The following is a 22,768-nucleotide window of genomic DNA, read 5'->3' on the forward strand; positions in this document are numbered from 1 at the left end:
CGCTCCGGAGGATGCGCGTTTTGTATGCGTAGGGTGATCCTAGGCACTGGGAGGAGAAAAATGAAGGTACTTTGTGTCCGCAGTCCCCGGCGCCTCATTCGCCATGGATCCGAAAGACGACACGGCTTCGACGCGGCTGCCCCGTTTGCTACCGAGGGAGGGATCTATGGCTAAACCTAAAATCACGGTCGTGGGCAGTTTCGCAGTCGGCCTGACCATTCGGACTCCCGAAATCCCTGTTTTCGGCGTCACCCTATTTGGCAGCAGCTTCGACATGGGACCGGGCGGCAAGGGTTCTAACCAGGCCGTCGGTACTGCGCGTCTGGGAGCCGACTCCGCACTGGTCGCAATGATTGGGCAGGACAAGTTCGGCGAGATCGCTACCGACCTCTACAAAGTCGAAGGCGTCCGAAGCGCTCATGTGCGGCAAGTGGCAGATAGCCCGACCGGAGTTGGTTTCATCATTCTCAACGAGAAAGGCGAAAACTTCATCATCATTGACCACGGCGCCACAAACCTCATGGACGCCACTTTCGTGGATGATGCCGAGAGCTGCATCCAGGACAGCGACGTTGTAATGGCGGTGCTAGAGGCGCCTGTATCCGCGGCAATTCGAGCGATGATACTAGGCCGCAAACACGGCAAGATTACCATCCTGAACCCCGCGCCCGCGACGCCGCTCCCGGATGAGATATTCCAGTACGTGGATTATCTCACCCCTAATGAAAGCGAACTGAGAATCCTTCTCGGGCTCAAAGCCGACGATCCTCGCCCCTCTCGCGAACTGGTCGATATTCTTCGATCGCGCGGCGCGCGAAATGTGGTCGTCACGCTTGGCGAAAAGGGAGCTCTAATCGTCACGGATTCGATCGATGTGCAAATTCCCGCAGCCAAGATCGATGTCGTCGATACTACAGGCGCCGGCGATGCGTTCAACTCCGGCTTTGCTGTGGGACTAGCCGAGGGGCGTGGCGTCGTAGAGGCAGCACAGCTCGGCATCGCCTGTGGCGCTCTGGTGTGCACCAAGCTTGGGGTAATTCCAGGCATGGCAAGACGAGATGAGGTCGATGAGATGTACCGTTCACTGAACTTCTCCCAGAGCGCTGAACATGTGCCAGCGTAGCTAGGCCGGGAAGCCCAGTGTCTGGTCCAGATCCGATCGATGCGGTGGGCGGTGCTCCTGTTATGAGCGATGCAAAGCCATCGAATATACCCACCGCTTGAACTAGCTACCATGCCTCCCAAGGTTTCCTCGGTCGCACACGTGTTGTGCGGCCGAGGTCAAGATCGCCCAAACGGCTCCGTGAGTTCACGGGAAGGAAAACCAGCATGCAACGTATATTCGACTGGAGTGCCAAAGAGGCCGAACGTACGGTCACCGTTGCGGATCTCCGAGCCGCCCGGTCGCTTGGCAAACGCTACACGCAGGTCACTGCCAACACGGAAGAGGAAGCCGCGGCAGCCGAAGAAGCGGGCATAGAGATGGTTGTCGCCCGCGCCCGCAACGTAGAAACGGTTAGAAGAGGATCGCGCAGGATCTTCACAACGGCTGCCCTTGGGTTTGCCGAGGCAGTGACGCCCGACGAAATTCTGCGCTCCGCGTTCAAGGCGCTCACCGATGGAGCGGACGCCGTGATAACTGCCAGGGGGCTGTCCACGGTGGGCGCTCTGGCTGCTGAAGACATCCCGGTGATGGGGCACCTCGGACTGGTACCAAGAAAATCCACCTGGGTGGGAAAGCTCCGCGCAGTCGGAAAAACCACGGACGAAGCCGTCCAACTGTATCAGCGATTCCGGCGACTTGAGGATGCTGGCGCCTTCGCAGTCGAATGCGAAGTCATTCCTGCCAAAGTGATGTCAGAGATACGGCGACGTACCGGTCTTGTGACCGTGTCACTCGGTTCGGGTCCCGATGCCGACGCGCTCTTCCTTTTTACGGAAGACATATGTGGTGAGGCCGAGCGCCTGCCTCGTCACGCCAAAGCCTACGGCAATCTGCATGAACTGAAGAAGCGTGTGCAGGAAGAGCGCGTCCGCGCGCTGCGGGCGTTTCGTGATGACGTCGGTATGAGGGCATTTCCCGGTGACCGGGAAGTGTCGAAGATCAGCGACATGGAATTCGAAGCTTTCGTCTCTGCGCTCGACGCAAAAGGCGTTTGAGAGCTCACCGGTCCGTAACATCGAGAGCTCTGATCGCCCTCTACGGTAAAATCCGGCGCCAATGACCGGTTCAGAATGCCGATTTACTGGAGAAAAGGAAATGGACGACACCCTGTACGGAAAGCGCGATAAGCGCGGGAACTGGACGCCGAATAAGAAGCTACAACGCTCCCCTATCTTTGTTTGGCCAGCTCAGCCGTTGAAGTTCCTGCGTTGGTTTCTGGGATACCCCGGTTACCTCTGGCCTTGGAATGCCGGCTATTTCGCAGCTTCATTGATCGTGTGGCTTTATCTTACTCCTTCGCTCGAGACCATGCGGGAGTTTCATGCGCGATGGGTATCACTGATCCTTGCCCGAAACGCTGCTTTGACGGTTGCTCTCTATGGAGGCTTTCACCTCATTCTCTATGTCATGCGACGCCAGCAGACGAAATTCAAGTATAATGCGAAGTGGCCCGACAGCGATAACCCGACCTTCATGTTCGGCAATCAGAACGCGGAGAACATCTTCTGGACGATGTGCAGTGCGGTTCCAATTTGGACAGCGGTCGAGGCCGTCACATGGTGGCTCTATGCCAACGGGTATCTCCCGTATGTCGCCTTCGCCGAGCACCCTGTCTACTTCGTAGCACTGCTCATCCTCGTGCCCGCCTGGCGCGAACTGCACTTCTACCTAATTCACCGGCTGATACATGTGGGCCCTTTGTACCACTGGGTTCACAAACTTCACCACAATAATGTCAACCCGGGGCCGTGGTCGGGTCTTTCCATGCATCCCGTCGAGCACCTCCTGTACTTCACGGGCGTCGTGATACATTTCGTCGTACCGTCACATCCGCTTCATTCGATGTTCCAACTCATGCATGCAGGACTTTCTCCAGCCAAGTCGCATGTGGGATTCGACAAGATGGTCGTAGATGGAGACCACATGATCGACACCGACAACTACTATCACTATCTCCACCACAAGTATTTCGAAGTGAACTACGGAGAAAAGCGCATCCCGCTCGATGAATGGTTCGGCACCTTCCACGACGGCTCGCCAGAGTCCGACGAGGTGATGGCCAGACGGATCAAGGCGAAGAAATACAGCCGCGGTGGCTCTGCCTGATCAAGGCGCACCGTAATTTCCAGCGATGCAACACCAAAATCTCGGCCCTGTGGCGGGGCCGATCTGTAGCAATGTCGGCGAGTATTCGAACCGACCCATGTTCAAGGAGCTCTTATGACAAGTGGAGAAAACTGGGTAGTCGCGTGCACCGTCGACGCACTCCAACCCGAGGAAATCCTGAGGGTCGATGTCGGCACCCGAACGTTTGTTGTCGTGCGGTCACCCGACGGCAAGTTCTTCGCGATGGATGGCCACTGCTCGCACGAAAAGGTGCATCTCGCCGATGGTATAGTCGACGGTAACATCATCGAGTGTCCCAAGCACTTCGGCACGTTCGATTATCGATCTGGAGAGTCACGCGCCCTGCCTGCCTGTATCGACCTCAAAAGCTATCAAGTGAAGGTTGAAGCTGACGCCGTCTACATCAGGGTGTGAGCGAGAAGTTGGTCGCGACCGGCACTGCCAGAGATTATTTCGCCTTTTTTATCGCGGCAACACACGCGAACTTCTCAGGAGGGACAAATGGAAAGCGAACGAGGCATGGTCGTCGTTGGCACCGGCGAGGCTGGAGCAGCCGCGGTCACCGCTTTGCGCGAAGGTGGCTGGACGGGACCGTTGATCCTGATTGGCTCGGAAGATTCTTTGCCATATGAGCGACCTCCCCTTTCCAAGGCGTTTCTGATGGAAGAACCGCCGCCAGGCCCGCAGCACATACTGACCTCCGATCGCCTGAGGGAACTTCGCGTAACGACGTTCTTCGGTCGATCGGCTTTATCGATCAACCGCTCGCATCATACGGTGAAAATCTCCGATGGGGCGAACGTGCCTTACGAACGGCTCCTCCTTGCGACTGGGGCCGCTCCCCGTACACTCCCACCGAGATACGGCAGCGCGCAGAATGTTCTCACCCTTCGGACGCACGACGACGCAGTTCGCTTGAGGGGGGCCATTGTGCCAGGCTCTAAAATCGTTGTCATTGGCGGGGGCTTTATCGGACTGGAGGTCGCCGCGAGTGCGGTTTCTCGCGGGGCATCGTGTGTCGTGCTTGAGGCCGGACCGCGTCTGTTGACCAGGGCGGTGCCTGAAGTCTTGGCCCGCTTGATCCAGGGTAGGCACGAGGGAGCCGGCGTTCAGATCGTTACATCTGCGTCCATCACCAGGATAGAAGAGCGCGCTGAGCAGACACTGATCACTCTTGAAGACGCGAGAGTCTTTTACGCCGACATGGTCGTCGTTGGGATCGGCGCCGTGCCCAACGTGAAGCTAGCAGAGGCAGCTGGTCTGTCCGTCGACAACGGCATCGTTGTCGATGGGACACTAGCGACCAGCGATCCCAACATTTTTGCTGCCGGGGACTGCTGCTCGTTTCCACACCCCCTTTATGAAAGGCGGCTGCGACTGGAGGCGTGGCGGAACGCCCGGCGTCAGGCGATGACTGCGGCTGCCAACATGCTGGGAGCACACCAAATTCACGACGACATTCCGTGGTTTTGGTCGGATCAATATGAAGAGACGCTTCAGATCGCGGGCATCTGCCCTGATCACCCTGCCGTGCACCGAGATCTTGGTCCAAAGGGCACGGTCCTCTTCTACCTGGACCACGACAGCAAACTTGTTGCGGCGTGTGGCTTTGGTTCACTTGGCGTCATCGCAAAGGAGATCCGCTTCTCCGAGACCTTGATCGCGAGGCGCCTCAAGCTTTCGCCTGCAGCACTGGCCGACCCCACGATGAACCTCAAGTCACTTCTTGTCAGCTAATTCGAACGAGTGATGTGATAAAATGGAAGGTCGTGGTTCACCACGAGCTTTTGGTAGTCGAAATAGTTCGAGACGACGCCCACTATCTCGATTGGAAGAGCTCCGATCCGCCAGCGCTTATCAGCGCGACGGCGCACTACGTCACGGAAGACCTCGACGAAGGGCCAATTATTGAGCAGGACGTGGCGCGTATTACGCACGGCCAATCTGCGTCGGACTACGTGTCAATCGGACGCGACGTGGAGAGCCAGGTCCTGGCACGTGCAATTCATGCGCATATTCATCATCGTGTCTTCGTGAACGGCAAAAAGACGATCGCCTTTCCGGCAAGTCCTGGCTCACATAAGCCGAGCGAATGGGCTGATTTGGTTACCCCCAAATCTTTCGTTGACTACAATCCTCGATTTTGGAACGCATTTTGACCTCGGCAGGGGGTTGTCAGCAGTCGTGAATCTACGAGCAAGCTGCTAAGAGCGCTCGACGATCCCGCGGTGACTCGTCGATCCGTGCATTCTAGTGTAACACTGCTGCCGGGCCCCTCAATTCCCGAGGCAATGATCCAGCCGATCCGCCGGTGACAACGAATAGTGTCGGATTAGGCCCGGACCCATAAAGCGCTCGGCTATCGTGCTTCACGGTCTCCAGATGGAGGTCATCGATGAATCGCGACTATTTCTGCTGACGGGTGCGCAATTTGCGAAGCTGAAGCCGCATCTGCCCACCGACAGGCGCGGCAAGCCGCGGGTGGACGACCACCGCGTCATCGGCATCATCCATATCATCAAGAGCGGCGGCCGTTGGGTCGATGCGTTGCGCGCCGCACATACGTGCTTGTGCCCATCATGGGCATCATGGCATGTCCGAAGGGCAATTTCGTGGCACGATCTCTGGGATCTTGCGATGATGGGCAGGATGGCGCGGAAGAGTTTAGGGCGGAGAATCATCGCGACCAAGATGACGTACGGCGGCGCTTGTTACGACAATCCTGGCCAGGAACCGCCGCACCTGTCGCCACCCAATCATGTCCGGTAAGCTTGCCTTGCCGGACGTACCGGCAAAAACGCGAATCCGTGCGGATCCTCGCCCACGTCCTTCAGCAGAGATCCATCTATTACGACACTCTCGAACAGGATCTGTCCAAGCGTCGCCTCTCGCTTCCCATTCGGCAATCGGGAAATGAACGGATGCAAACCGTCAAGGCCGGCGATGACGCGCGGCGGTATCGTTCACACGCGAGGAATAGGAGCGAACCGGTCGCTGGCGATACCGATGCTCGACGATCCGCAGATCCGAGACCTGCTTGCTGGGGCTGGCCCAAAGCTCCCCCCTTGTTCGAGGTTCAAGCCTCAAAGGACCCTTGCCTCTGGCCAACCGATCAAACACCTGGGAACGCCTACCTGCTTTCCGCAGGGGACCTACACTGATCCAATGCGCTGCGTAGGTACGTCATCTCGTGGCGAGCGTGAATGGTGTTTGTCTAAACTTGATCCCCGCCGCCGCGCCGGCCGCCTGAAAAGCGCGGTATCGGCCTTCCGCGGCCACATTTCAAACAACGTGACAACGCCCTTGCTGGACGGATATACCAATTTTAGCGGCCGCATTCGCCGTCGGTTTTCAACGAGCCGCTTTAGTGGCCGCAAAGGCGCCAAGCTGGCTGCCGATTTCGGACGCGACGGTCTGCGCATGGCGGGCAACTTCAGGCAGACCCGTCAGTTCCCCGAACGTGCCGCGCGCCAGCGGACCGGCGATGAACAGCCCGGCAAGCGCTTGGCCGTCCGGCCCGATTGCGTGGCCGTCGAGTCCGGTTTCGATGCCGAGCCCATGGCGATCCATCCGGATCAGACCGCCTGGTTTCGGCTTGGGGCCACGCTTTGATGCGGTCATCAACACCACCGGCCCCGCGTCGCCGTCGCAGGCTGACGGTGAGGACGCCTCGTTCGTGGCTCGATCCCACGGGTCTTGCCGCTATGTTCTCAAACGTACCTTCGGCGTGGCGACGATCGAGCACGTTCTCGACCTGCGGCGCTATCCTGAAACGGTGCACGTCCCAGAAGGCGCGCAGCCGCCGCACCAGCAGCGTTCGTTCACCAAGGTCGAGAGCCGACCACAGCAAGGGCCCTTGCAGCCGCAACTGGTCGAAGACCGACTGCCAATTGACACCCAAGGCCTTCGCCGCCGCCAGGGTCGAGCGGATGTTTGGGAGCAGGCCGAGCGCGGTGCTCGCCGGCGTCGAAGCGAAATCGCCGTGGCGCGACACCGCCCGGATGCGGCCGCGATGGCCGCGGCGATCGAGATCCGCCACAGTATCGGCAGAAGTCAGGCCCGAACCGACGATCAACACCGATACGCGCGGATCGATCGCGGCCAGCGCGCCGGCGGCATAGGGATCGGCGATGAAGCCGGCAGCGTCCACGATCGGCGCCAGCGCGGTTATGACGCCCGGCAAGGGATGCGTCATGGCAAGCAGATAGCCGCCGCTCGGGCGTCTGGACGGCCCAGCCACGACCGTTGGCGGCTCGTGTCACCCCGGTGGCCCTGGCCCGGACATGGTCGATCACGCCGGCCGCGACGAAGGGTTCCAGCTGCTCGGCGACATAGCGGCCGAACACACGTCGCCTCGGATAGATATCATCGTTGCGCCAAACGGCATCCGCATCGCGCTCGACCTCGCCGCTGGAGCCCAGCCAGCGCAGGAAGTGCTCCGGGCCGTCCGGCGCCAGGCTCATCCGGGCCGCCGGCACGTTGACCCGGTGCGATGGCTCTTCGCTGGAATAGGCCAGCCCTCCGCCCAGCAAGGCGCGCGGCTCGATCACGCTGATCATGGGGCGCGCCGGTTGCCGGGCAAGGTGCCAGGCGACGGCCGCGCCAGTGAAGCCGCCGCCCGAGGATGACGATATGGCTTCGCGGCCGGGGCGGCAGCGCGTTCACGAGGCGCTGGCGAGCGATTTCAGACGGTGGTCGCCGGCGATCGTTTCGCCGAACGGACGGTGTTGACGGACGAGTCGGGCGTCTTGACCGGATGCTCGGTGGGCAAATGCGGCAGCACCAGTTCGCCGAAGCGATAAGCCTCCTCGAGATGAGGGTAGCCCGAGAGAATGAAGGTATCGATGCCGAGCCGCCGGTATTCGTCGATGCGCTCGGCGATCGTGGCCGGATCGCCGACCATCGCCGTGCTGGCGCCGCCGCGCACCAGGCCACGCCGGCCCAGAGGTTCGGCGCGATCTCGAGCTTGGACCGGTCGCCGCCATGCAATGCGCTCATCCGTGCCTGGCCGACCGAGTCCATGCGCGCGAAGACCTTCCGCGCCGAGGCGATGGTCGCGTCGTCGAGCCGGTTGATCAGCCTGTCGGCCGCGGCCCAGGCCTCCGCCGTGGTCTCGCGCGCTATCACATGCAGGCGGATGCCGAAGGAGCTTGCGCCCCGCCTTTTGCGCAAGTTCGCGCACGGCGTCGAGCTTGAGCTCGACATCGGCCGGCGGCTCGCCCCAGGTCAAATATTTGTGATGCGGTCGAGCGTCGCGGTCATGCGCGCCGCGAGTGTCGGCGACCGCATGCCGGGACGCACGGCGACCAGGAAGCGCAGCCTCTTCGTCAGCGGCGCCAGCGCCGAGGCAACAACCCAGGAATCCTCGCATGACCGGCCGGTCGGCAGGAGCACACCATAATAGCCGAGCGTGTCGGCTGCCTGCGCCACTTGCGTCAGATAAGGCAGGTCGACCGCACGGCCCCCTTCCGAGGTGCCGAGGTAGCGACTGTCGCCATGGGTCGGCAGGAACCACAGGACTTTGATGCGGTCGGGGGGGGCGGCGATCATATCCGTGATTTCTCTGTAAAGCAAATTGAGTCTGAGACTACGGCGCCGAGGGCGTCGCGGTCCTGATCGCACCATCAATCATAAGTTTAGTGAGCTGGTAAAATTTGTTTGTCCATTTAAGAGCTGGACATTAATTTTTTTGTCGAGCTTGGCAGGCGGCGTGTCTAACGCACTCGCGGTAGTGCCTCCCATCAAGGTCAGGATCGGTACTGTAAGCGTTTCAGTGTGCCGTTCAGAATTGTCTGTCGCTGTCCGGAATTAAGCCGATCTTCGGAGGTCGTTTCCGCGCTCGTGCAATAGCTTGAGCGCACCGCTGCCGCACGACATGACACGAAGCGTGGTCTCGATCCGGGTAAGACGAATGCTGCCAACGCCGTTGGTAACGGCGGCGCAGTTCTGGAGGAGGTGGCAAAGTGCGCGAAGGGAGGTGTTCTCACCGTAGATGGCAATCGCTTCGTAGGCGTCGGCTCCCTCAACGTTGTGTTCGGCGCCGATCCTCACGCAATCCTCCCGCGTCGGCTGCCCGATCTCGAAACGCATGCCGATACGGCTTTCTATCTGATCCACGGCGTGGATATCACGCCTCGTGCCCGCTAATCGATGAGTGTTGCCGGCGAGCAGTCAATCTGTTACCGACCGTGAGCGGGTTGACCAACAGCGGAGCCTATATTCCGCGCAAATTCAATCACCTAACGCCAGTCCAGAATTAACTGTCATTGAGGCCATTGGTAAACCCGGTCCTTGGATCGGGAACCCCTATCCTCGGCCTGAAAACCCTCTTGTTTTCAATTGTATAGCTGGACATCCGCAGCACTTAATTCCGGACTGGTAAACCCCATGAAATGCCAAATAATTCCGGACATCATACCGGTCTGCCCTTTATGCGACTTTCGAAGCACAAAAGGCGAACATGCAGTGGCGGCGTATGTGGTTTCGACGTCAATAGCACTGGTTCACTTCGGCTATCGGCCCGGCTTGTGAATGGCCGCAAGGGGGCCGAGTTCTGACTGTCGGCTTCCGGGCGTCGAGGCTTGAATAGCTGCCGTTAGGCGCGCGCTAATTTCAACGACGGCTTTCGCCTGGATCGCACCCATCGAATGGGGAGGCGCTCAACGGTTCGTTGTGCTAACCTCGATAGCCGCGGAGGGCGCTATGGGTGAGAATCGCAAGCTAGCCGCAATCCTAGCCGCAGACGTGGTCGGATATAGTCGGCTCGCCAGCGAAGACGAAGATCGCACCTTGGCGAGGTTGCGGGCACTACGCAGCGACCTGATCGATCCGACCATCGCCGTGCACAACGGGCGCGTGATCAAGCGCACCGGGGATGGAGCGCTGGTCGAGTTCCGCAGCGTGGTGGATTCCGTGCGCTGCGCTATCGAGGTGCAGAACGGAATGGCGGAGCGCAACGCCGGTGTACCGCAGGACCGTCGCATCGAGTTCCGGATCGGCATTCATCTGGGAGACGTTGTCGAGGAAAGCGACGGCGACCTGATGGGCGATGGTGTCAACATCGCTTCGCGTCTGGAGGGCGTTGCGGCGCCCGGGTGCATCTGCCTGTCCGAAGATGCCTATCGCCAGGTCAGAGCGAGGCTCGACCTCTCGGTCGCCGATCTCGGCAGCACGCAGCTCAAGAACATAGCCGAGCCGATCCGAGTTTATTCGCTGGCGGTCGGTGCCGCCGGCGCGAAGGCGATCGCGACGTCGGAACCCTCGACGAGCCGGCCGGCAGGATCAAAGTCGGCAAAGCTGTCGATCGCCGTCCTGCCGTTCGCCAATATGAGCGGCGACACCGAGCAGGACTACTTCGCCGACGGCATCAGCGAAGACATCATAACCGACCTGTCGAAGGTCGCCAGCCTCTCGGTCATCGCCCGCAACTCCAGCTTCACCTACAAAGGCAAGAACATCGATGTCCGGACGGTCGGGCGCGAGCTCGGCGTGACTGCGGTGCTCGAGGGCTCGATCCGCCGCGCCGGCAACCGCGTCAGAATCAATGCCCAGTTGATCGATGCGCGGACCGGGACCCATGTCTGGGCGGACCGCTACGACCGCGACATGACCGATATCTTCGCGCTGCAGGACGACGTGACGCACCGCATCGTCGAAGCCCTCAGGGTTGCCCTGACCCCGGCCGAGTCGGCCCGCATCGCCCATACACCAACGAGAAACATCCAGGCGCATGATCTTTTCCTGCACGGGCGCGAGGTCTTGTCCCGTCCTGATAAGACAAACGAGACATTCGAGCGCGCGGTCGCCTTGTTCACCCAGGCAATTGAGCTCGACCCCGACTATGCCGAACCGTATGCCGGCCTGGCTCACGCGTACAACCACGACTTCCAGAACCACTGGAGCGGGCGCACCGACAGCAAGGAACTCTCTGCCCATTATAGTCGGCTGGCGCTCGAGAAGGACCCCAACCTACCCTATGGGCATTACATGGCCGCGCTGGTGAAGTTTTGGGAGAAGGATCCGGCCGGACATCGCGAAGAGGTGGAGAAGGCGCTTGCTCTCAACCCCAACTTCGCATTGGCCTTCGGCCTCCGCGGGGTGGGCAACATCTACAACGGCGCGCCGCTGGAGGCGATTCCGGATCTGGAGCACGCGCTGCGCCTCGATCCGCTGCAGGGACATTTGACCTGGCACTTCATCGGCTCGGCTTACCTCCTGGCCGGGCAGTACCAGAAAGCGGCCGAGGCATTTCGCGAGCGTATCCGCCTGTCGCCCAAGACCGACCTGTCGCGGGGGCTTCTGATTGCCGCGCTTGGCCACCTTGGCGATTTCGATGAAGCGCGGCGCGTGAGCGCCGAGCTAAAAAAGATAAATCCGAGCTATCGCTTTTCAGAGCACGTGGGGCGGTTACCCTTCAGCAATCCGGCCGACGCCGAACGCATCCGGCAGGGCTACACCAAGGCGGCGATACCCGAATGCGCGGACGAAAGCCCTGCGTCTGCACTAGAGGTTTCGAGGGGCCGCTAGGTCGGCGGCGCGATGAAGGCCGGCACCATTATTAAGTGGGTTTCCCCCGTCTCGGTGTTGGTATTTTTGATGGTATCCAACCACCTGATGTATTTTGGCGATTTGGTAGGATGAAGGACCAAAATCCTGGCTTAGTGCCGTTTTCACCAGTTTGGTTGCGCCCAGTTAGAATCCGGCAACCGGAATTGAACCGCCGCCAACCAGCTGTCTCATGCGACATCCGCTCATCGAGGACGATGTCCAGTAAGCCCAACTCCAGGACGAAATAGCTGACCGACGGCTTCTGGCAATCACACGTTTCAACGACGAGCGGAGGTTGAGAGGCGCCGGAAGGCAGGTTCATCGGCAAGAGATGGCGCGACGAACCGAATCTGATCCAATGCATCGGTGAGATCGTCGGGAATGACGGCGCCTTCCGAAATTCCCACGGTGAGATCGAGCAATCGCAACAATGCTCTTGCCTTGTCCTCGTCGTTGATGATCGCGAGCTTCTTCGCCCCGCCCTCGTCGCCGTAGAGGCCGTAGTTGAGCATCGACCAGCACTCAAAGGGCACGAGGAAGCGTGCGATAGTGTCTACGGCCTCGGCGAAAGCCTCTTCCGTGGTGGCGGGAAGATCGGCAAGTGCGCCGCTGACGCCTGGAGTTGCGAGCGAGCGCTCTTGTGGCCAAACGTCGCGAAGGAAGGGCGCAGCTGCGGACCGGAACAGTGCCGCGGCGGAAGGTGCGTTCTCTGGTTCTTCGCCTTCAGGCTGGCCTTCCTCGGGAACCTTCTTGGACAAATCGCGGACGAATTGCTGGATCGCGTTCGCCGCCGACGCACGAACCTCGTCATCGAGTGTGCGCAACATTTGTTGAATCCGCGGATTGGGTACGGCGGATTCCCGCCCCTCGCGGAAAGCGTGGAGCGACTCGATGACGATGCTGAACACCAGTCTTCGCCGCGTCTCCCGCCCTAGCCGGCGATCGGTCGCTCGCTCCACCATTGCGCTGCCGATAATCTTCAAGACCTCGGTGAAATGGGTGCGCCGGGCAATGGCGCGCCAGAGTGCGAGCGACGCCCCGTCGTCGTTCAGTAGCGGGACAATCAGATGCTCCTGTGTCCAGTCCGGGTCAGCGCGGAGGAAGTAAGGCAGTGCCTCGATCAAACGATGCCGAGCGATCAGTCCGCTTCGCCCGGTTGAAGCAATCACGACATCGCGCATCTGTCGCTCAACCGATCCAACGGCAAATGCCTGTGAATCGGGCGTGAGCATTGGGCATGCCGCCAAGAAAACACCAACAAGTTTTCCGGCGGGCGTGTTGAGCGTGTCGAGATCCATCGGCTCCCGATCGTCGTCCTCGGAGCGGGCGGTGACGCTGAGATCGGTATCATCGCCTTTCTCCGGTCTGATATTGGTCGCCTCAACGGCAATCGGCCAAGTTCGCAACCACACGGGCAATCCCAGCGGTTTGGAGACAATCTGCTCTTTCCACGCGTCCAGCCACGCGCTGACCCCTTCTATCGATGCTGATAGCGTCCCTTCTGAGAGTTGGTTCAGAAGCGCTAGCACTCTTACTGCCTCACCCTGAAGATCACGTTGCGCCGCGCTTAGAGGTCCTTGCGAACCTGGTGAATGTGCCCAGCCGAAACGGTTCCAAACTCTGGGGAAGTCATCTACGCCATTTCCTGCGGCTTCCAAATCTCCGAGGACAAGTGCGGCCTTTTCAGGTTGTTGCAGCCAATCATTCGCCCGTTCAGCGGGGTCGTCGTCCCAGCCGCCGCGGCTCGTTGAAAGCGCCGTCTCAAGCGCGCGCAGACGCGGTACCCCCTCAAGTATATTGTACCGATCATCGGGGTTCGGAGGCATCCATCTTGCGGTTGCCGCTTCCGGAAAACCTGCGTCGATTGCCATCGTGGCAAGATCGGCAAATTGCGGCATTCGTGCGTCGAGCCATGACTTCGAACTTGATGTCAGTTGGCCACCCGCAACCTCTATACGCTTCAGCTCGCGAACAGACCAGTAGAGGCGTGCGTTCTTGACTTTTGCCGCCTCAGCCTTCTTTGGCCAATGATCCCGAGGGGGACCGACTTGGATGCGTTCGGTAATGGCTTCTTGGATTCTCTGATTCAGATCACCAAAACGCGTTGCCCGAAGCTCAGCGATCTCGGGAAACACGTGCAAGTCCCAGAACTTGCGATCATCGAGCCCTACGAGGAAGGACCCGACCTGCTCAGCCGAGGTCAACTGAGAGTTCCGGGACATGGCAGCCCACAGGCGAACGTGCACCGGGGAGTCAACCAGGCTCCATCGCATCAGAAATGGCCGCGCGGCGCCTGAGTCAAGTTCAGCAATCCGCGCGACAACGGCATGGAGGAGCTTCACGGAGGGGGCGATCCCGTGATGGTAGGAATCCGGGTCTTTGCTTTCGCCAGCCTGCGGAGGAGCGGTCATGTAGTAGACCCGCCCCAAATCTCCGAGCTGCCACAAGCGACGCTGCCCATCCCATCCGAGCCGTCTAGCGATATCGAGACCGTGCAGAATCGCGGCTTCAAGAGCACTGGCTACCGAGTTTAGGAATTGGATGTCTGACAGGTTGGCGAGTTGAAGCAATTTCAGATCGATAAGACCGCCGCTCGTCAGGCTCGCAGAAAGGAGATGTTCGAAAGACTTAGGGGACCGCGGCTTCTTGATGAACTGCCAGCGCCAGGAATCAACCGGTTCCACTTTAAGGCGTGGAGCAACAAGATTCACGATGGCGGAAACAACCGCACCAGAACGATCCCCGGCACGCAGCCGCTTCTGGATGCCATAGATCGCCGTTCCATCATCTCTCTCGGAATAGCCGGAGGACCAGCTTTCTTCAACCAGGCGCCAAGCAGTTGCCCAGGGTTCCTGCAAGTCCCGGGCGCCGGGACTGTTCAGCAAGTCTTCAACGGCGATTCGTTCAACACGTTGATCCCGTCCCAGGCTCAGTGCCCAGTTGATCGTACCTTGCTCTGCTAAGCGCTTGTGCAGAAATGCGATCGTTGCTCGGAACGTGTCCCGATCGTACGGGTCGAGATAAGCCGAAGGTCGGATCATGATTTCCGCCCTCGCTCTCTTTCACTAGCGATTTTCACGATGGCGTCGAGCCAACCAATGTCCGCCTTCGCGTCAGATACTAGCGATGCTAACCGCACGCGTTCGCTCGCATTGCTTCGGCGGAAAAGGTGATCATATAAGTCGCGATCAGGTTCTGGGGCTGCCGCCCGGGTTGCCTTGACGATCCGGCGAAGCTCCGCGTCGATCTTTGCTTTGCTTCCATTTACGGCCGACAGTTCGGACCATCGGTCAAGCGTTTCCAGTAACGCATTGTGATTGCCATTGGAGTCGTAGTGAACCGGCGTGATCCCGCGCGCCTTCCAGTCCTCCAATGATACCGGATCTGGCGCGTTTGTGCCGAAGAAGGTGAAGCGCTCTTTCAAGTCGTCAAAGCGACTGCCATCGGCGGCCACTGCATTCAACAGGTAGCGCATCGGTGGATCGTTTGCGCTATATCCAACCAGGACGAGGTGAAAGAGGCGAGCCGCATCGTATATGAAATCAGGCACGACCCGCCGCCTCAGGTAGAATTCACCGAAATCTTGATCCGACAACACGAGCTCGGAAAAGCGAGACAGGTTTCTGTCCAGAGCGCCGTGTATGTGAAGGACACCCGAGAAATCCATCTGCCTAGAAGGCCTGGGGATAGAACCCAATGCATAGGTCTGGACGGGCGATCGAAGCCGCTGAGATGCTACTTCGAGTAGCAGATCAAAATTCGTGGTGACAATGGTCCTGACCCCGCCTCGGTCTGCGAGGCGCATGAGCGCCCGATGGATCGGTGCAGGATTGTTGGCACCGGAGCGGAGACTCGCAGCGACTTCACGCCTGACTTGGCTGTCGCCGCGGGTCCTATCGTCAAGACGCCGTTCAAGCATGCCCAGGACAACGTCATAGTCGCCGACGATAAACCGCTTAACTTCAGCCGTCTGGCGTTCGGTCAAGCCAGAACAATCGACCTGCCATTGGTTACACACACCAGCTGGCAAACCAGCCAGGACGGCATGTACGCTTGTGTCCAGACGCGCGTACACATCGATTACGAGTTCACGAAAATCAGGGAGTCCTGCAGGTCTCGAAATCCCTGCGCCGCAAATGAATAGGACTTCGCCGCGAGCATGGGCTAGCAGAAGGCGCTCAGGTATCGCAGTTAGCCCGCGGCCAAGAGAAATTACGCGATCTTCGATATCCGGCCCCACCGCTTAGCCTTTGATGGTTAGAGCAACTCGAAGTTGCCTCGACTGGCCTCTGTAGCCGCGAGGCACCGCGCCACACAATGTCTAACGGATGTTCCTCAACAACATAAACTTCACCTTGGTATGCCCGCCCAGTTTTCCGGCTGGACGGCAATCTCTGCCATGACCCCACGAGGTTGCTTCCGACCGGCAGCAAGGTCGAATCATATGACGCGCAAAAACCGCCTGCGGAATGTCTGCTCCTGAGCGAAGGCTCTGCGACCGACATGGGGCGCGAAGCCGTCTTTGGATCGAAAGCCGAATGGCGGCGTTCAGTTGCGAATCTCGGCCAGCGCGCCTTTCACGGACCAAACTGGGCACCCGTCCGGTGCCCCACGCTCCCCATGACAAGGCGTTCGACGCTGCTTGCCTATCAAAACAGACAAATAACTTCCATATTCCAGGGGCGCATTCGGCGATTGACCGCAATCGCGAGTAAATGTTGATTGTTAGTCTTGGATATGGGCCTGGGAGACCTGATAGCAGCGGCTTGCGTGCGCTGATCACCAACGCCGGTCCAACGGAAAAAGTTGTTGGGAGGGCGAATGCCGGCGCTGCAGAAGATCATCGACATCCAGAAAGTCGGTCGCTTTGAAAAGCTGACCGCACCGGCCAGTCTTCGTTTCTCGAAGGTCGCGCTCATCTTCGGTGAGAATGGCTGGGGCAAGTCCACATTGGCCGATATCCTGCGCTCGCTGACGCGCAATCAGCCGGACATCATTAAGGGCCGCGAAACTCTCGCAACCGGCGGCCGGCAGAAGGTCCTGCTGCTAGTCGACGGACAGCAATGCGCCTTCGACGGCGCGGTCTGGACAGGCCCCCGCCCGGGTATCGCCATCTTCGATCAGGCCTTTATCAACGAGAATGTTTTCTCTGGTGATTCCGTCTCTCTCGATCACATGAAGCGCCAGTACGGCCTAGTCGTCGGCGCGGAAGGGGTCATGCTGATCGGGCGGGCCGTGGAGATCGACCAGCAGCTTAAGGGAGCCGGGCAGGCGCTGAAAGAAAAAGACCAGTACCTCGCGGCCACCACCGCCGCCCTTAACCTGCGCATGACGGCCGCCGCTTTTGCGGATCTTGCCGCCCTCGACGCGGCGAATGACGCTATTGCCGCGAAGGAATTCGAAGTCCGCCGTGCCACCGAGAAAGAGCAGATCAGTACCGCGGCGCTGCCGCAGGCCCTTCCTGTTCCGACCTCGGCCGCCGAACTGACAGCCGTGCTCGGTCAGACCATCGGCGATGTGGCCGCTGATCTGCACCGCCGGCTCCAGGATCACATCGCACGGCACGCCTCTGGTCGCCCGGCGCCGGTCGCGCACGAGACATGGCTGGAATTTGGCCTTGCGTTCGATGCCGCGCACGACTGCCCCTATTGCGGACAGGAACTCCGCGACCGCAGCCTGCTCGACCTCTATGGCGCCTATTTCAGCGATGCCTATAAGAGCCTTGCTGCCGCCGTAAAGCAGCGCCGCCAGACGCTGGAACGCTACGGGCGCGGTGACTTCCGGCAGGCGCTCGCCGGCAAGGCGGACGCAAACCGCGCCGCGATCGCAAACCTCAAGACCCTTACGGGCGAGGCCAGCGATGCCGCGCTCGACGTCGCGCAGATCGCCGTCCGAATGGAGGACGCCGCGGAGGGCCTCGATCGGGCCTTTCAGAACAAGCAGGAGGACCTAGTCTCGCCGATCGAGGAGTGCGCGTACGAGGCGCTGGCGCGCCAGTGGGACGAAGGGCGGGCGGCTGTAGTCGCCTATAATGACGAGATCGCCGCCTTCGGCTGGCGCATCGAAGATGTCCGGCGCGCCCAGGCGAGCGCCAATCTCGACTCCCTGAAAAACGATCTGGCACTGCTGCAGGCGCGCCGCAAACGGCACGAGGCCGCCGTGGCTGCGATTGTCGACGAGCGGAAGAAGCTTCTCGACGAACAGGAAAACCTGAGAGCGCAGAAGGAAGAGCTGCGCGGCAAGCTGACCACTCACACCAACCGCGTGACCTCAACGCTCGGGACAACGATCAACGCCTATCTCGACCGGCTCGGGGCCGGGTTCCAGATCGACTATCAGCCGCCCAACTACAAGGGGAAGGAGCCTGCCGCCGCCTATTCGATCCTGATCAATCGCACCGCCGTGCCCCCACGCGCCGACGACATTGCCGCGCCCAGCTTCAAGAACACCCTTTCGAGCGGCGACAAATCCGTGCTCGCGCTTGCGCTGTTCCTCGCGACCGTCAATTCCGACCCCCACCTTGCCGAGACCATCGTCGTGCTCGACGACCCGTTCACCAGTATGGACGAGTTCCGCCGCACCTTCACTGTCAATGAGATCAACAAGCTGACCGACCGTGCCGCGCAGGTGATCGTGCTGTCCCACGAGCTGGGATTCCTGCGCCTGCTATGGGACCGCATCGACCGAGCCAAGATTACGTCCTGCGCCATCCAGACGGGCGCGCCAGGCATCGCGAGCCTTGCAGCGTTCGACCTTGAGAAAGCAACCCAGCCCCGCAATGAGACCGAGCGGATGAAGATGATCAAGTTCATCGACGCCACCGAAGGCGAGCCGGGAGAAATTCGGGCGTTACTGCGCAAGGTGCTGGAGCATTTCTACCGCAACGGCGATCCCGAACTTTTCGCGCCGGATGAAATGCTCGACGGGATCATCCGCAAGCTGGAGACGGCGCCCGCCGACCACCGCTACAAGGGCGCGCTGGACGATCTCAGGGACATCAACTTCTATACACGCAATTTCCATCACGCGCCCGTCGCCGGCAGCGTGATCGAGAATACGCCGGTCGAAGAACTGAAGACCCATTGCCGGCATGTCCGCGAGCTGACCCGCGGCAGCCCCTGAAAGCCGCGTCAGGCCGGTATCGCTACCGGTCCAGTCGTTCAATGGAGGGATGTCAGCTTCTGGGTGGCGACAGTGTTAAGTTCAACGACCGGGATTGGGCGCAAAGCCGCCGTTCACCTCTCCTTCGAGTCAGCACTCTCCGGCCGGCAACAATCGTCGAGGCCTCCAACAGGGCGAAATGGGTATTTCACACTGGCGCGCAACCTGGGAGATGAAGGTAAGCCACAACTCACCGAGCTGATTGGCGATCCAGCGTTAGCCGTCTCAACCTGAAATCGCGGCAACGTTTGCCGACGACTGATCCAATGCCAACCGTAATCGCTCCATCTCCGGGCGACTGTGTTCACGGGCGGCAAGAATCTGGGCTCTTGTCTGCTTGAGTTGCTCAAGACCGAGAATCAAGGCGCCCTGCAGCCGCTTGCGGTCGCCGAGAATATCCTGGTCAATCTGCGCGATATCGCGTGGATCGATCGCGCGTGAGGGATCGAAGATAAAACGGGCTTCGACGGACCTTCGCCAATTCAACAACTTCTGCGCGGTTTTGGGTCCGAATCCGGGCACGCTGTAGAGCTTGTTTCTCTCGACATCGAGCGCCGTTTCGATGCCATACGACTCCAGGACCTGTTTCTTGCCCGGTCCGATGCTCTCGATCTTTGCCGATGAGATTTCAAAGTTGTCTAGGAACCTGTGCAGTTGCGCCTGACGGCGGTTGCGCTCGAGCTCCGAGATCCTGGCTACCCGTTTGGAAGGTAAGATGTCCCATTCGCGCCTGAGCGCCGCGAGCACCGTTTTTTGCCTGTCAAAGGCATCCGGCCCGGCCCTCTGCATCCACGTGGTTTGCGCGTTTTTCCACTGGGTGGCGGCCTCGCCGGCGATGCGCCGATATTCCGCAGCCTCACGGTCCATGTTCAAGAAACCTCTCAACCCCAGAAAGACCCCCAAGGCGATGCCCAGCACCCAGATCTGCGCCATCATCAAGCCAGCGACGCCGACCACTGCGGCCGCCATTCCTGCCCGGAAGTTGGTGCGGCGCGCGTGCCCCTTGAGCTTCAAGGCGTTGGGATCTGGTGTCACATTCGTTTCGGGGACGGTCGGCACCGGCCCGGGGTGCGGGATGGCGTCCACCTGCCGCTGGAATCCGGCGATATCGAAAAGCGTCGCCCCTCCTGCGGGAACGATGGTTGAGAACAGCGGCACGCCCGTGGCGCCTTCCATTTTGCACCAAGGGCACGGCGATGAGCCAAGTGACCAGTGGCTGGAATTGGCTGAGCACTGCTTGAGATTCGCTTCAAATTCCGCCAAGGCAGCCACCCAGTCCCGGGCCACGGGCCTGCCAGCCGACGTTCCCCTTTGCGAGAAGGCATCCTCAAACATTTTTGCAAGTCGTGGGCCGACAATGGCGAGTTCGGGGGAACTCGGAGGCCTCGCCATTCCGACCGCGGCGGCGTTCGCCCCGTAGGGAAAGCGGTACTCCTCGATCGCCTTGGAAATCGGCATGTCGCCGGTTCCCGCGTAGCGGCCGGCAAAGGGGTGTTTGCCCATAAACAGCAACAGGAAGGCCATCACGGCCAAACCGAAATTGTCGTGATTGGGCGTCCTCACGATGCCCGAAAACGATCTGCCCTGCAGCTCCGGCGGTGTGAAGGTCTCGATGCCCACCTCGCAAAGATATTGCTGGCCCAGATATGAAACCTGGAAACTGTCGCAGTCGATCAGGCGCACGGTAGCGTCCTGCGCCACGAGCACACCGCCGTGGTTCACATCGCCGATGACGCAGGCGTTGTCGTGAACGGCCGCAAATGCTCTCGCAGTGTTTGCCGCCACACGTGTCAGAAATCGCCAATCAACCCGCTGAAAGTCGGTTCTGCGGCTTTTGGGGCTGTAGAGCTGATGGATGCTCTTGCGACCGCTGATCTTCGGCATGATCAGCCCGATGGGCTTGCTGTCCTTGGAGCAGACCAGCCCCGTCGGCCAGGCCGTCAGCTTTTCGAGTGAATCGGTCTTGATCTTGCCCATGGCCCGGATCTTGTCGATCCTCTGCTGCTCGAGCGGCCGGTGGTAGATTTTGGCGACATGGTTCTTGTGTGCAGCCAGGTCGTAGACTGCGCCCTCGCCGCCCTGGCCGACGATTTCGCCAAGCTTGAGGGCTTCCCCTCGCAGGGTGAATACCTCGCGGACCCTGGCATTCATTTTGCGGCCACCATCGCTTCAGCTGGCGATCTTGTGGCCAGGATCAACGACTTGTCATCATCGGTCCTCTCGCAGATCTGCGGCGAAAGCAGATAAGCCTTCAGCCCATCCGACAGCGTTGTATCCTCGCCTGCCACCGCCGATCGTCTGACAGCCGGGAACATCGTATCGAAGAAAGGCTGGTGAACGCTGCGCGAAGCCTGGTGCAATACGAGATTCTCGATACCGTCCGAGAACAGCGCGACCTCATCAATGCGCCGCGGCGCGAACTCGAATTCGAGGACATCCGCGACATTTGACGACGTGACGAAGTTCGTCGTGTTGGCAAACTCGCCGTGCTGCGGCCAGAACACGTAGGACCATCCGTCTTCACTGCCGTGGGAAACGACCATTGCGCCGTCACCGACCTGAAAGAACACGGTGCTCGTGGGACCGAGGATGGCAACCAGCAGCGTGCATGCATAGTCGCGCACCTCGTGCCCGAGTGCGCGCGCATGAGCGGCGATGCGCTCGGCAATTTCGGCCACCCAGCCCAACGCTTTTGACCGGTCGATCTGATCGAGCGCGCCGTCCTCTGTGAAGTGCACGAAAATGAGCTCCAGCAGGTTCTGCCCGGCTAGCCAAGATCCAACCTCCGAATGCGCTGCACTGCCAGCCCCATCACAGACGGCGGCCGCGAGGATTGGACCTTCCCTGCCCTCGATCAGGGCATGGACCGAATTATCCTGACAGGGCTTGCCGGCCGTGACATGCGAAGTGCCGATGGCGCTAGCCGACGCTATGCGCCAAGACATCACACCTCGGCCCAACCTGCGGGAGATTGGAGCGCCACGGTCTGTCCGACCTGCGACTGCGAGACGCCCGACAGCGATGCGGAGAGCCATGAGAACAGCTCGCGGAATTTGAGGCCACTTAGCTTCAGCGGCTGGCGTGTGGAGAGCTTGGCAAGGATGTCCATGTTGGCACCCTCGACGCCAACGGCGAAGAACGAAAACGCCTTTGCCGCCTCGCCGGATTTGACCGCGTGTTCGGCAGCAACGATGCTGTCCGTGGGCGCGCCGTCCGTCATCAGAAAGACCCAAGGGCGGTAATAGGAGATGCCGTTCGCGCGGTACTCATCTTTGCGACGTCGCAACATCTCGAGGCCTTGCTCGATCGCCGCACCCATTGGGGTGTCGCCGCTGGTCGCCAGCGTGCTGGGCGTAAACAGGTCAGCCGTCTGGAAAGGCGCGACGATGTTGACCGGTCCGAAGGTGACGATGGCGACCTCGACGCGTTTCATCGCCAGGCTGTCGGCCGCGAGCTCGTCCTTGAACGCGACAAGGCCCTGGTTCAGCGCGTCGATTGGCGCTCCGTTCATAGAATAGGACGTGTCAAGCAGAAGGAGGCATGGACAGCGAGGCTCTGGGTTATCCGCGAATTCTGCAGCGCCAAATGGTATCTGATCAAACTGGTTGGACATTTTACTCGCCTTTTCGCCGAAATATCGCTTCCCGCAAGCCCCGGATCTCCCGGCATTCGGCAGGTAGCGTCCAAAAATTATTGAAACCGGAATTGCAAAGCGCGTCGATGCGCTTGCCCGCCCCAATTTTCAATCCCCTTCCCTATCTACAGATG

15 protein-coding genes and 4 pseudogenes are annotated in these 22,768 nt (G+C 60.1%); 9 read left to right on the top strand and 10 right to left on the bottom strand.

The genetic code is table 11. The features are described 5' to 3' along the window. Positions 1-166 precede the first annotated feature (166 nt). The 5 genes from AC0ZT5_RS24330 to AC0ZT5_RS24350 all read left to right on the top strand — a co-directional run bounded on the left by AC0ZT5_RS24330 (position 167) and on the right by AC0ZT5_RS24350 (position 5,029). Positions 167-1,123, top strand: a complete 957-nt coding sequence (locus AC0ZT5_RS24330) for a ribokinase (protein ID WP_488498502.1) — start codon at positions 167-169, stop codon at positions 1,121-1,123. 206 nt (positions 1,124-1,329) lie between these two features. Next, positions 1,330-2,160, top strand: coding sequence for a 3-methyl-2-oxobutanoate hydroxymethyltransferase (locus AC0ZT5_RS24335; RefSeq protein ID WP_488498503.1), 831 nt, complete (start codon positions 1,330-1,332; stop codon positions 2,158-2,160). Positions 2,161-2,260: 100 nt separating this feature from the next. Beyond that, positions 2,261-3,271 (top strand): sterol desaturase family protein, encoded by a 1,011-nt coding sequence (locus AC0ZT5_RS24340; RefSeq protein WP_488498504.1) that lies wholly within the window; start codon positions 2,261-2,263, stop codon positions 3,269-3,271. A 114-nt stretch (positions 3,272-3,385) separates the two neighbouring features. Beyond that, positions 3,386-3,706: a Rieske 2Fe-2S domain-containing protein gene (locus AC0ZT5_RS24345; protein WP_488498505.1), complete on the top strand. Its 321-nt coding sequence runs from the start codon at positions 3,386-3,388 to the stop codon at positions 3,704-3,706. Positions 3,707-3,793: 87 nt separating this feature from the next. After that, positions 3,794-5,029: an NAD(P)/FAD-dependent oxidoreductase gene (locus tag AC0ZT5_RS24350; protein ID WP_488498506.1), complete on the top strand. Its 1,236-nt coding sequence runs from the start codon at positions 3,794-3,796 to the stop codon at positions 5,027-5,029. Here AC0ZT5_RS24350 and purU read toward each other — a convergent pair. Then, positions 5,029-5,145, bottom strand: a pseudogene (gene purU / locus AC0ZT5_RS24355) (formyltetrahydrofolate deformylase); the annotation flags it as partial. The gene AC0ZT5_RS24350 and the pseudogene purU overlap by 1 nt on opposite strands. On the opposite strand from purU, the pseudogene AC0ZT5_RS24360 reads away from it, so the two are divergent. Both AC0ZT5_RS24360 and AC0ZT5_RS24365 read left to right on the top strand, forming a co-directional pair. Next, a pseudogene (locus AC0ZT5_RS24360) lies at positions 5,146-5,393 on the top strand (formyltransferase family protein); the annotation flags it as partial. It lies immediately after the preceding pseudogene. 487 nt (positions 5,394-5,880) lie between these two features. Continuing rightward, positions 5,881-6,453, top strand: a complete 573-nt coding sequence (locus tag AC0ZT5_RS24365; RefSeq protein WP_488498540.1) for a CYTH domain-containing protein — start codon at positions 5,881-5,883, stop codon at positions 6,451-6,453. A 272-nt stretch (positions 6,454-6,725) separates the two neighbouring features. Here AC0ZT5_RS24365 and AC0ZT5_RS24370 read toward each other — a convergent pair whose 3' ends face one another. From AC0ZT5_RS24370 to AC0ZT5_RS24385, 4 genes and pseudogenes are all read right to left on the bottom strand, one after another. After that, positions 6,726-7,532, bottom strand: coding sequence for an FAD/NAD(P)-binding protein (locus AC0ZT5_RS24370; RefSeq protein WP_488498544.1), 807 nt, complete (start codon positions 7,530-7,532; stop codon positions 6,726-6,728). 25 nt (positions 7,533-7,557) lie between these two features. After that, positions 7,558-7,851 (bottom strand): annotated as a pseudogene (locus AC0ZT5_RS24375) (FAD/NAD(P)-binding protein); the annotation flags it as partial. A 102-nt stretch (positions 7,852-7,953) separates the two neighbouring features. Further along, positions 7,954-8,842 (bottom strand): annotated as a pseudogene (locus AC0ZT5_RS24380) (LLM class flavin-dependent oxidoreductase). A 258-nt stretch (positions 8,843-9,100) separates the two neighbouring features. After that, complete coding sequence (locus AC0ZT5_RS24385) at positions 9,101-9,409, bottom strand: hypothetical protein (protein ID WP_488498507.1); 309 nt, start codon at positions 9,407-9,409, stop codon at positions 9,101-9,103. Positions 9,410-9,994: 585 nt separating this feature from the next. Here AC0ZT5_RS24385 and AC0ZT5_RS24390 point away from each other — a divergent pair. Beyond that, the gene (locus AC0ZT5_RS24390) at positions 9,995-11,818 is read left to right on the top strand and encodes an adenylate/guanylate cyclase domain-containing protein (protein WP_488498508.1); all 1,824 of its coding nucleotides are present in this window, start codon (positions 9,995-9,997) and stop codon (positions 11,816-11,818) included. A 299-nt stretch (positions 11,819-12,117) separates the two neighbouring features. Here the strand turns inward: AC0ZT5_RS24390 and AC0ZT5_RS24395 are convergent, their stop codons facing one another. Beyond that, entirely contained in the window at positions 12,118-14,880 is a 2,763-nt protein-coding gene (locus tag AC0ZT5_RS24395) for a hypothetical protein (protein ID WP_488498509.1), read from the bottom strand. Beyond that, positions 14,877-15,824 (bottom strand): SIR2 family protein, encoded by a 948-nt coding sequence (locus AC0ZT5_RS24400; RefSeq protein ID WP_488498510.1) that lies wholly within the window; start codon positions 15,822-15,824, stop codon positions 14,877-14,879. Before AC0ZT5_RS24400 ends, AC0ZT5_RS24395 begins: the two co-directional genes overlap by 4 nt. Before the next feature lie 836 nt (positions 15,825-16,660). Here AC0ZT5_RS24400 and AC0ZT5_RS24405 point away from each other — a divergent pair. Continuing rightward, positions 16,661-18,961 (top strand): AAA family ATPase, encoded by a 2,301-nt coding sequence (locus tag AC0ZT5_RS24405; protein WP_488498511.1) that lies wholly within the window; start codon positions 16,661-16,663, stop codon positions 18,959-18,961. Between the two features lie 264 nt (positions 18,962-19,225). On the opposite strand, the gene AC0ZT5_RS24410 is transcribed toward AC0ZT5_RS24405, so the two are convergent. Genes AC0ZT5_RS24410 through AC0ZT5_RS24420 form a run of 3 tightly spaced genes read right to left on the bottom strand, consistent with a single transcriptional unit; the run spans position 19,226 to position 22,739 of the window. After that, positions 19,226-21,151, bottom strand: coding sequence for a hypothetical protein (locus AC0ZT5_RS24410; protein ID WP_488498512.1), 1,926 nt, complete (start codon positions 21,149-21,151; stop codon positions 19,226-19,228). Continuing rightward, positions 21,148-22,035, bottom strand: coding sequence for a PP2C family serine/threonine-protein phosphatase (locus AC0ZT5_RS24415; RefSeq protein ID WP_488498513.1), 888 nt, complete (start codon positions 22,033-22,035; stop codon positions 21,148-21,150). Before AC0ZT5_RS24415 ends, AC0ZT5_RS24410 begins: the two co-directional genes overlap by 4 nt. Then, positions 21,945-22,739: a vWA domain-containing protein gene (locus tag AC0ZT5_RS24420; protein ID WP_488498514.1), complete on the bottom strand. Its 795-nt coding sequence runs from the start codon at positions 22,737-22,739 to the stop codon at positions 21,945-21,947. The genes AC0ZT5_RS24415 and AC0ZT5_RS24420 overlap by 91 nt, the downstream gene beginning before the upstream one ends. Positions 22,740-22,768 lie beyond the last annotated feature (29 nt).

This window comes from Mesorhizobium sp. CNPSo 4670 (assembly GCF_057784235.1).

What these genes read in the sequence shown, in the direction of transcription:
- AC0ZT5_RS24330 (WP_488498502.1), top strand. Translation starts at nt 167, where the DNA reads ATGGCTAAACCTAAAATCACGGTCGTGGGCAGTTTCGCAGTCGGCCTG.
- AC0ZT5_RS24335 (WP_488498503.1), top strand. Translation starts at nt 1,330, where the DNA reads ATGCAACGTATATTCGACTGGAGTGCCAAAGAGGCCGAACGTACGGTC.
- AC0ZT5_RS24340 (WP_488498504.1), top strand. Translation starts at nt 2,261, where the DNA reads ATGGACGACACCCTGTACGGAAAGCGCGATAAGCGCGGGAACTGGACG.
- AC0ZT5_RS24345 (WP_488498505.1), top strand. Translation starts at nt 3,386, where the DNA reads ATGACAAGTGGAGAAAACTGGGTAGTCGCGTGCACCGTCGACGCACTC.
- AC0ZT5_RS24350 (WP_488498506.1), top strand. Translation starts at nt 3,794, where the DNA reads ATGGAAAGCGAACGAGGCATGGTCGTCGTTGGCACCGGCGAGGCTGGA.
- AC0ZT5_RS24365 (WP_488498540.1), top strand. Translation starts at nt 5,881, where the DNA reads ATGGCATGTCCGAAGGGCAATTTCGTGGCACGATCTCTGGGATCTTGC.
- AC0ZT5_RS24390 (WP_488498508.1), top strand. Translation starts at nt 9,995, where the DNA reads ATGGGTGAGAATCGCAAGCTAGCCGCAATCCTAGCCGCAGACGTGGTC.
- AC0ZT5_RS24395 (WP_488498509.1), bottom strand. Translation starts at nt 14,880, where the DNA reads ATGATCCGACCTTCGGCTTATCTCGACCCGTACGATCGGGACACGTTC.
- AC0ZT5_RS24405 (WP_488498511.1), top strand. Translation starts at nt 16,661, where the DNA reads ATGCCGGCGCTGCAGAAGATCATCGACATCCAGAAAGTCGGTCGCTTT.
- AC0ZT5_RS24410 (WP_488498512.1), bottom strand. Translation starts at nt 21,151, where the DNA reads ATGAATGCCAGGGTCCGCGAGGTATTCACCCTGCGAGGGGAAGCCCTC.
- AC0ZT5_RS24415 (WP_488498513.1), bottom strand. Translation starts at nt 22,035, where the DNA reads ATGGCTCTCCGCATCGCTGTCGGGCGTCTCGCAGTCGCAGGTCGGACA.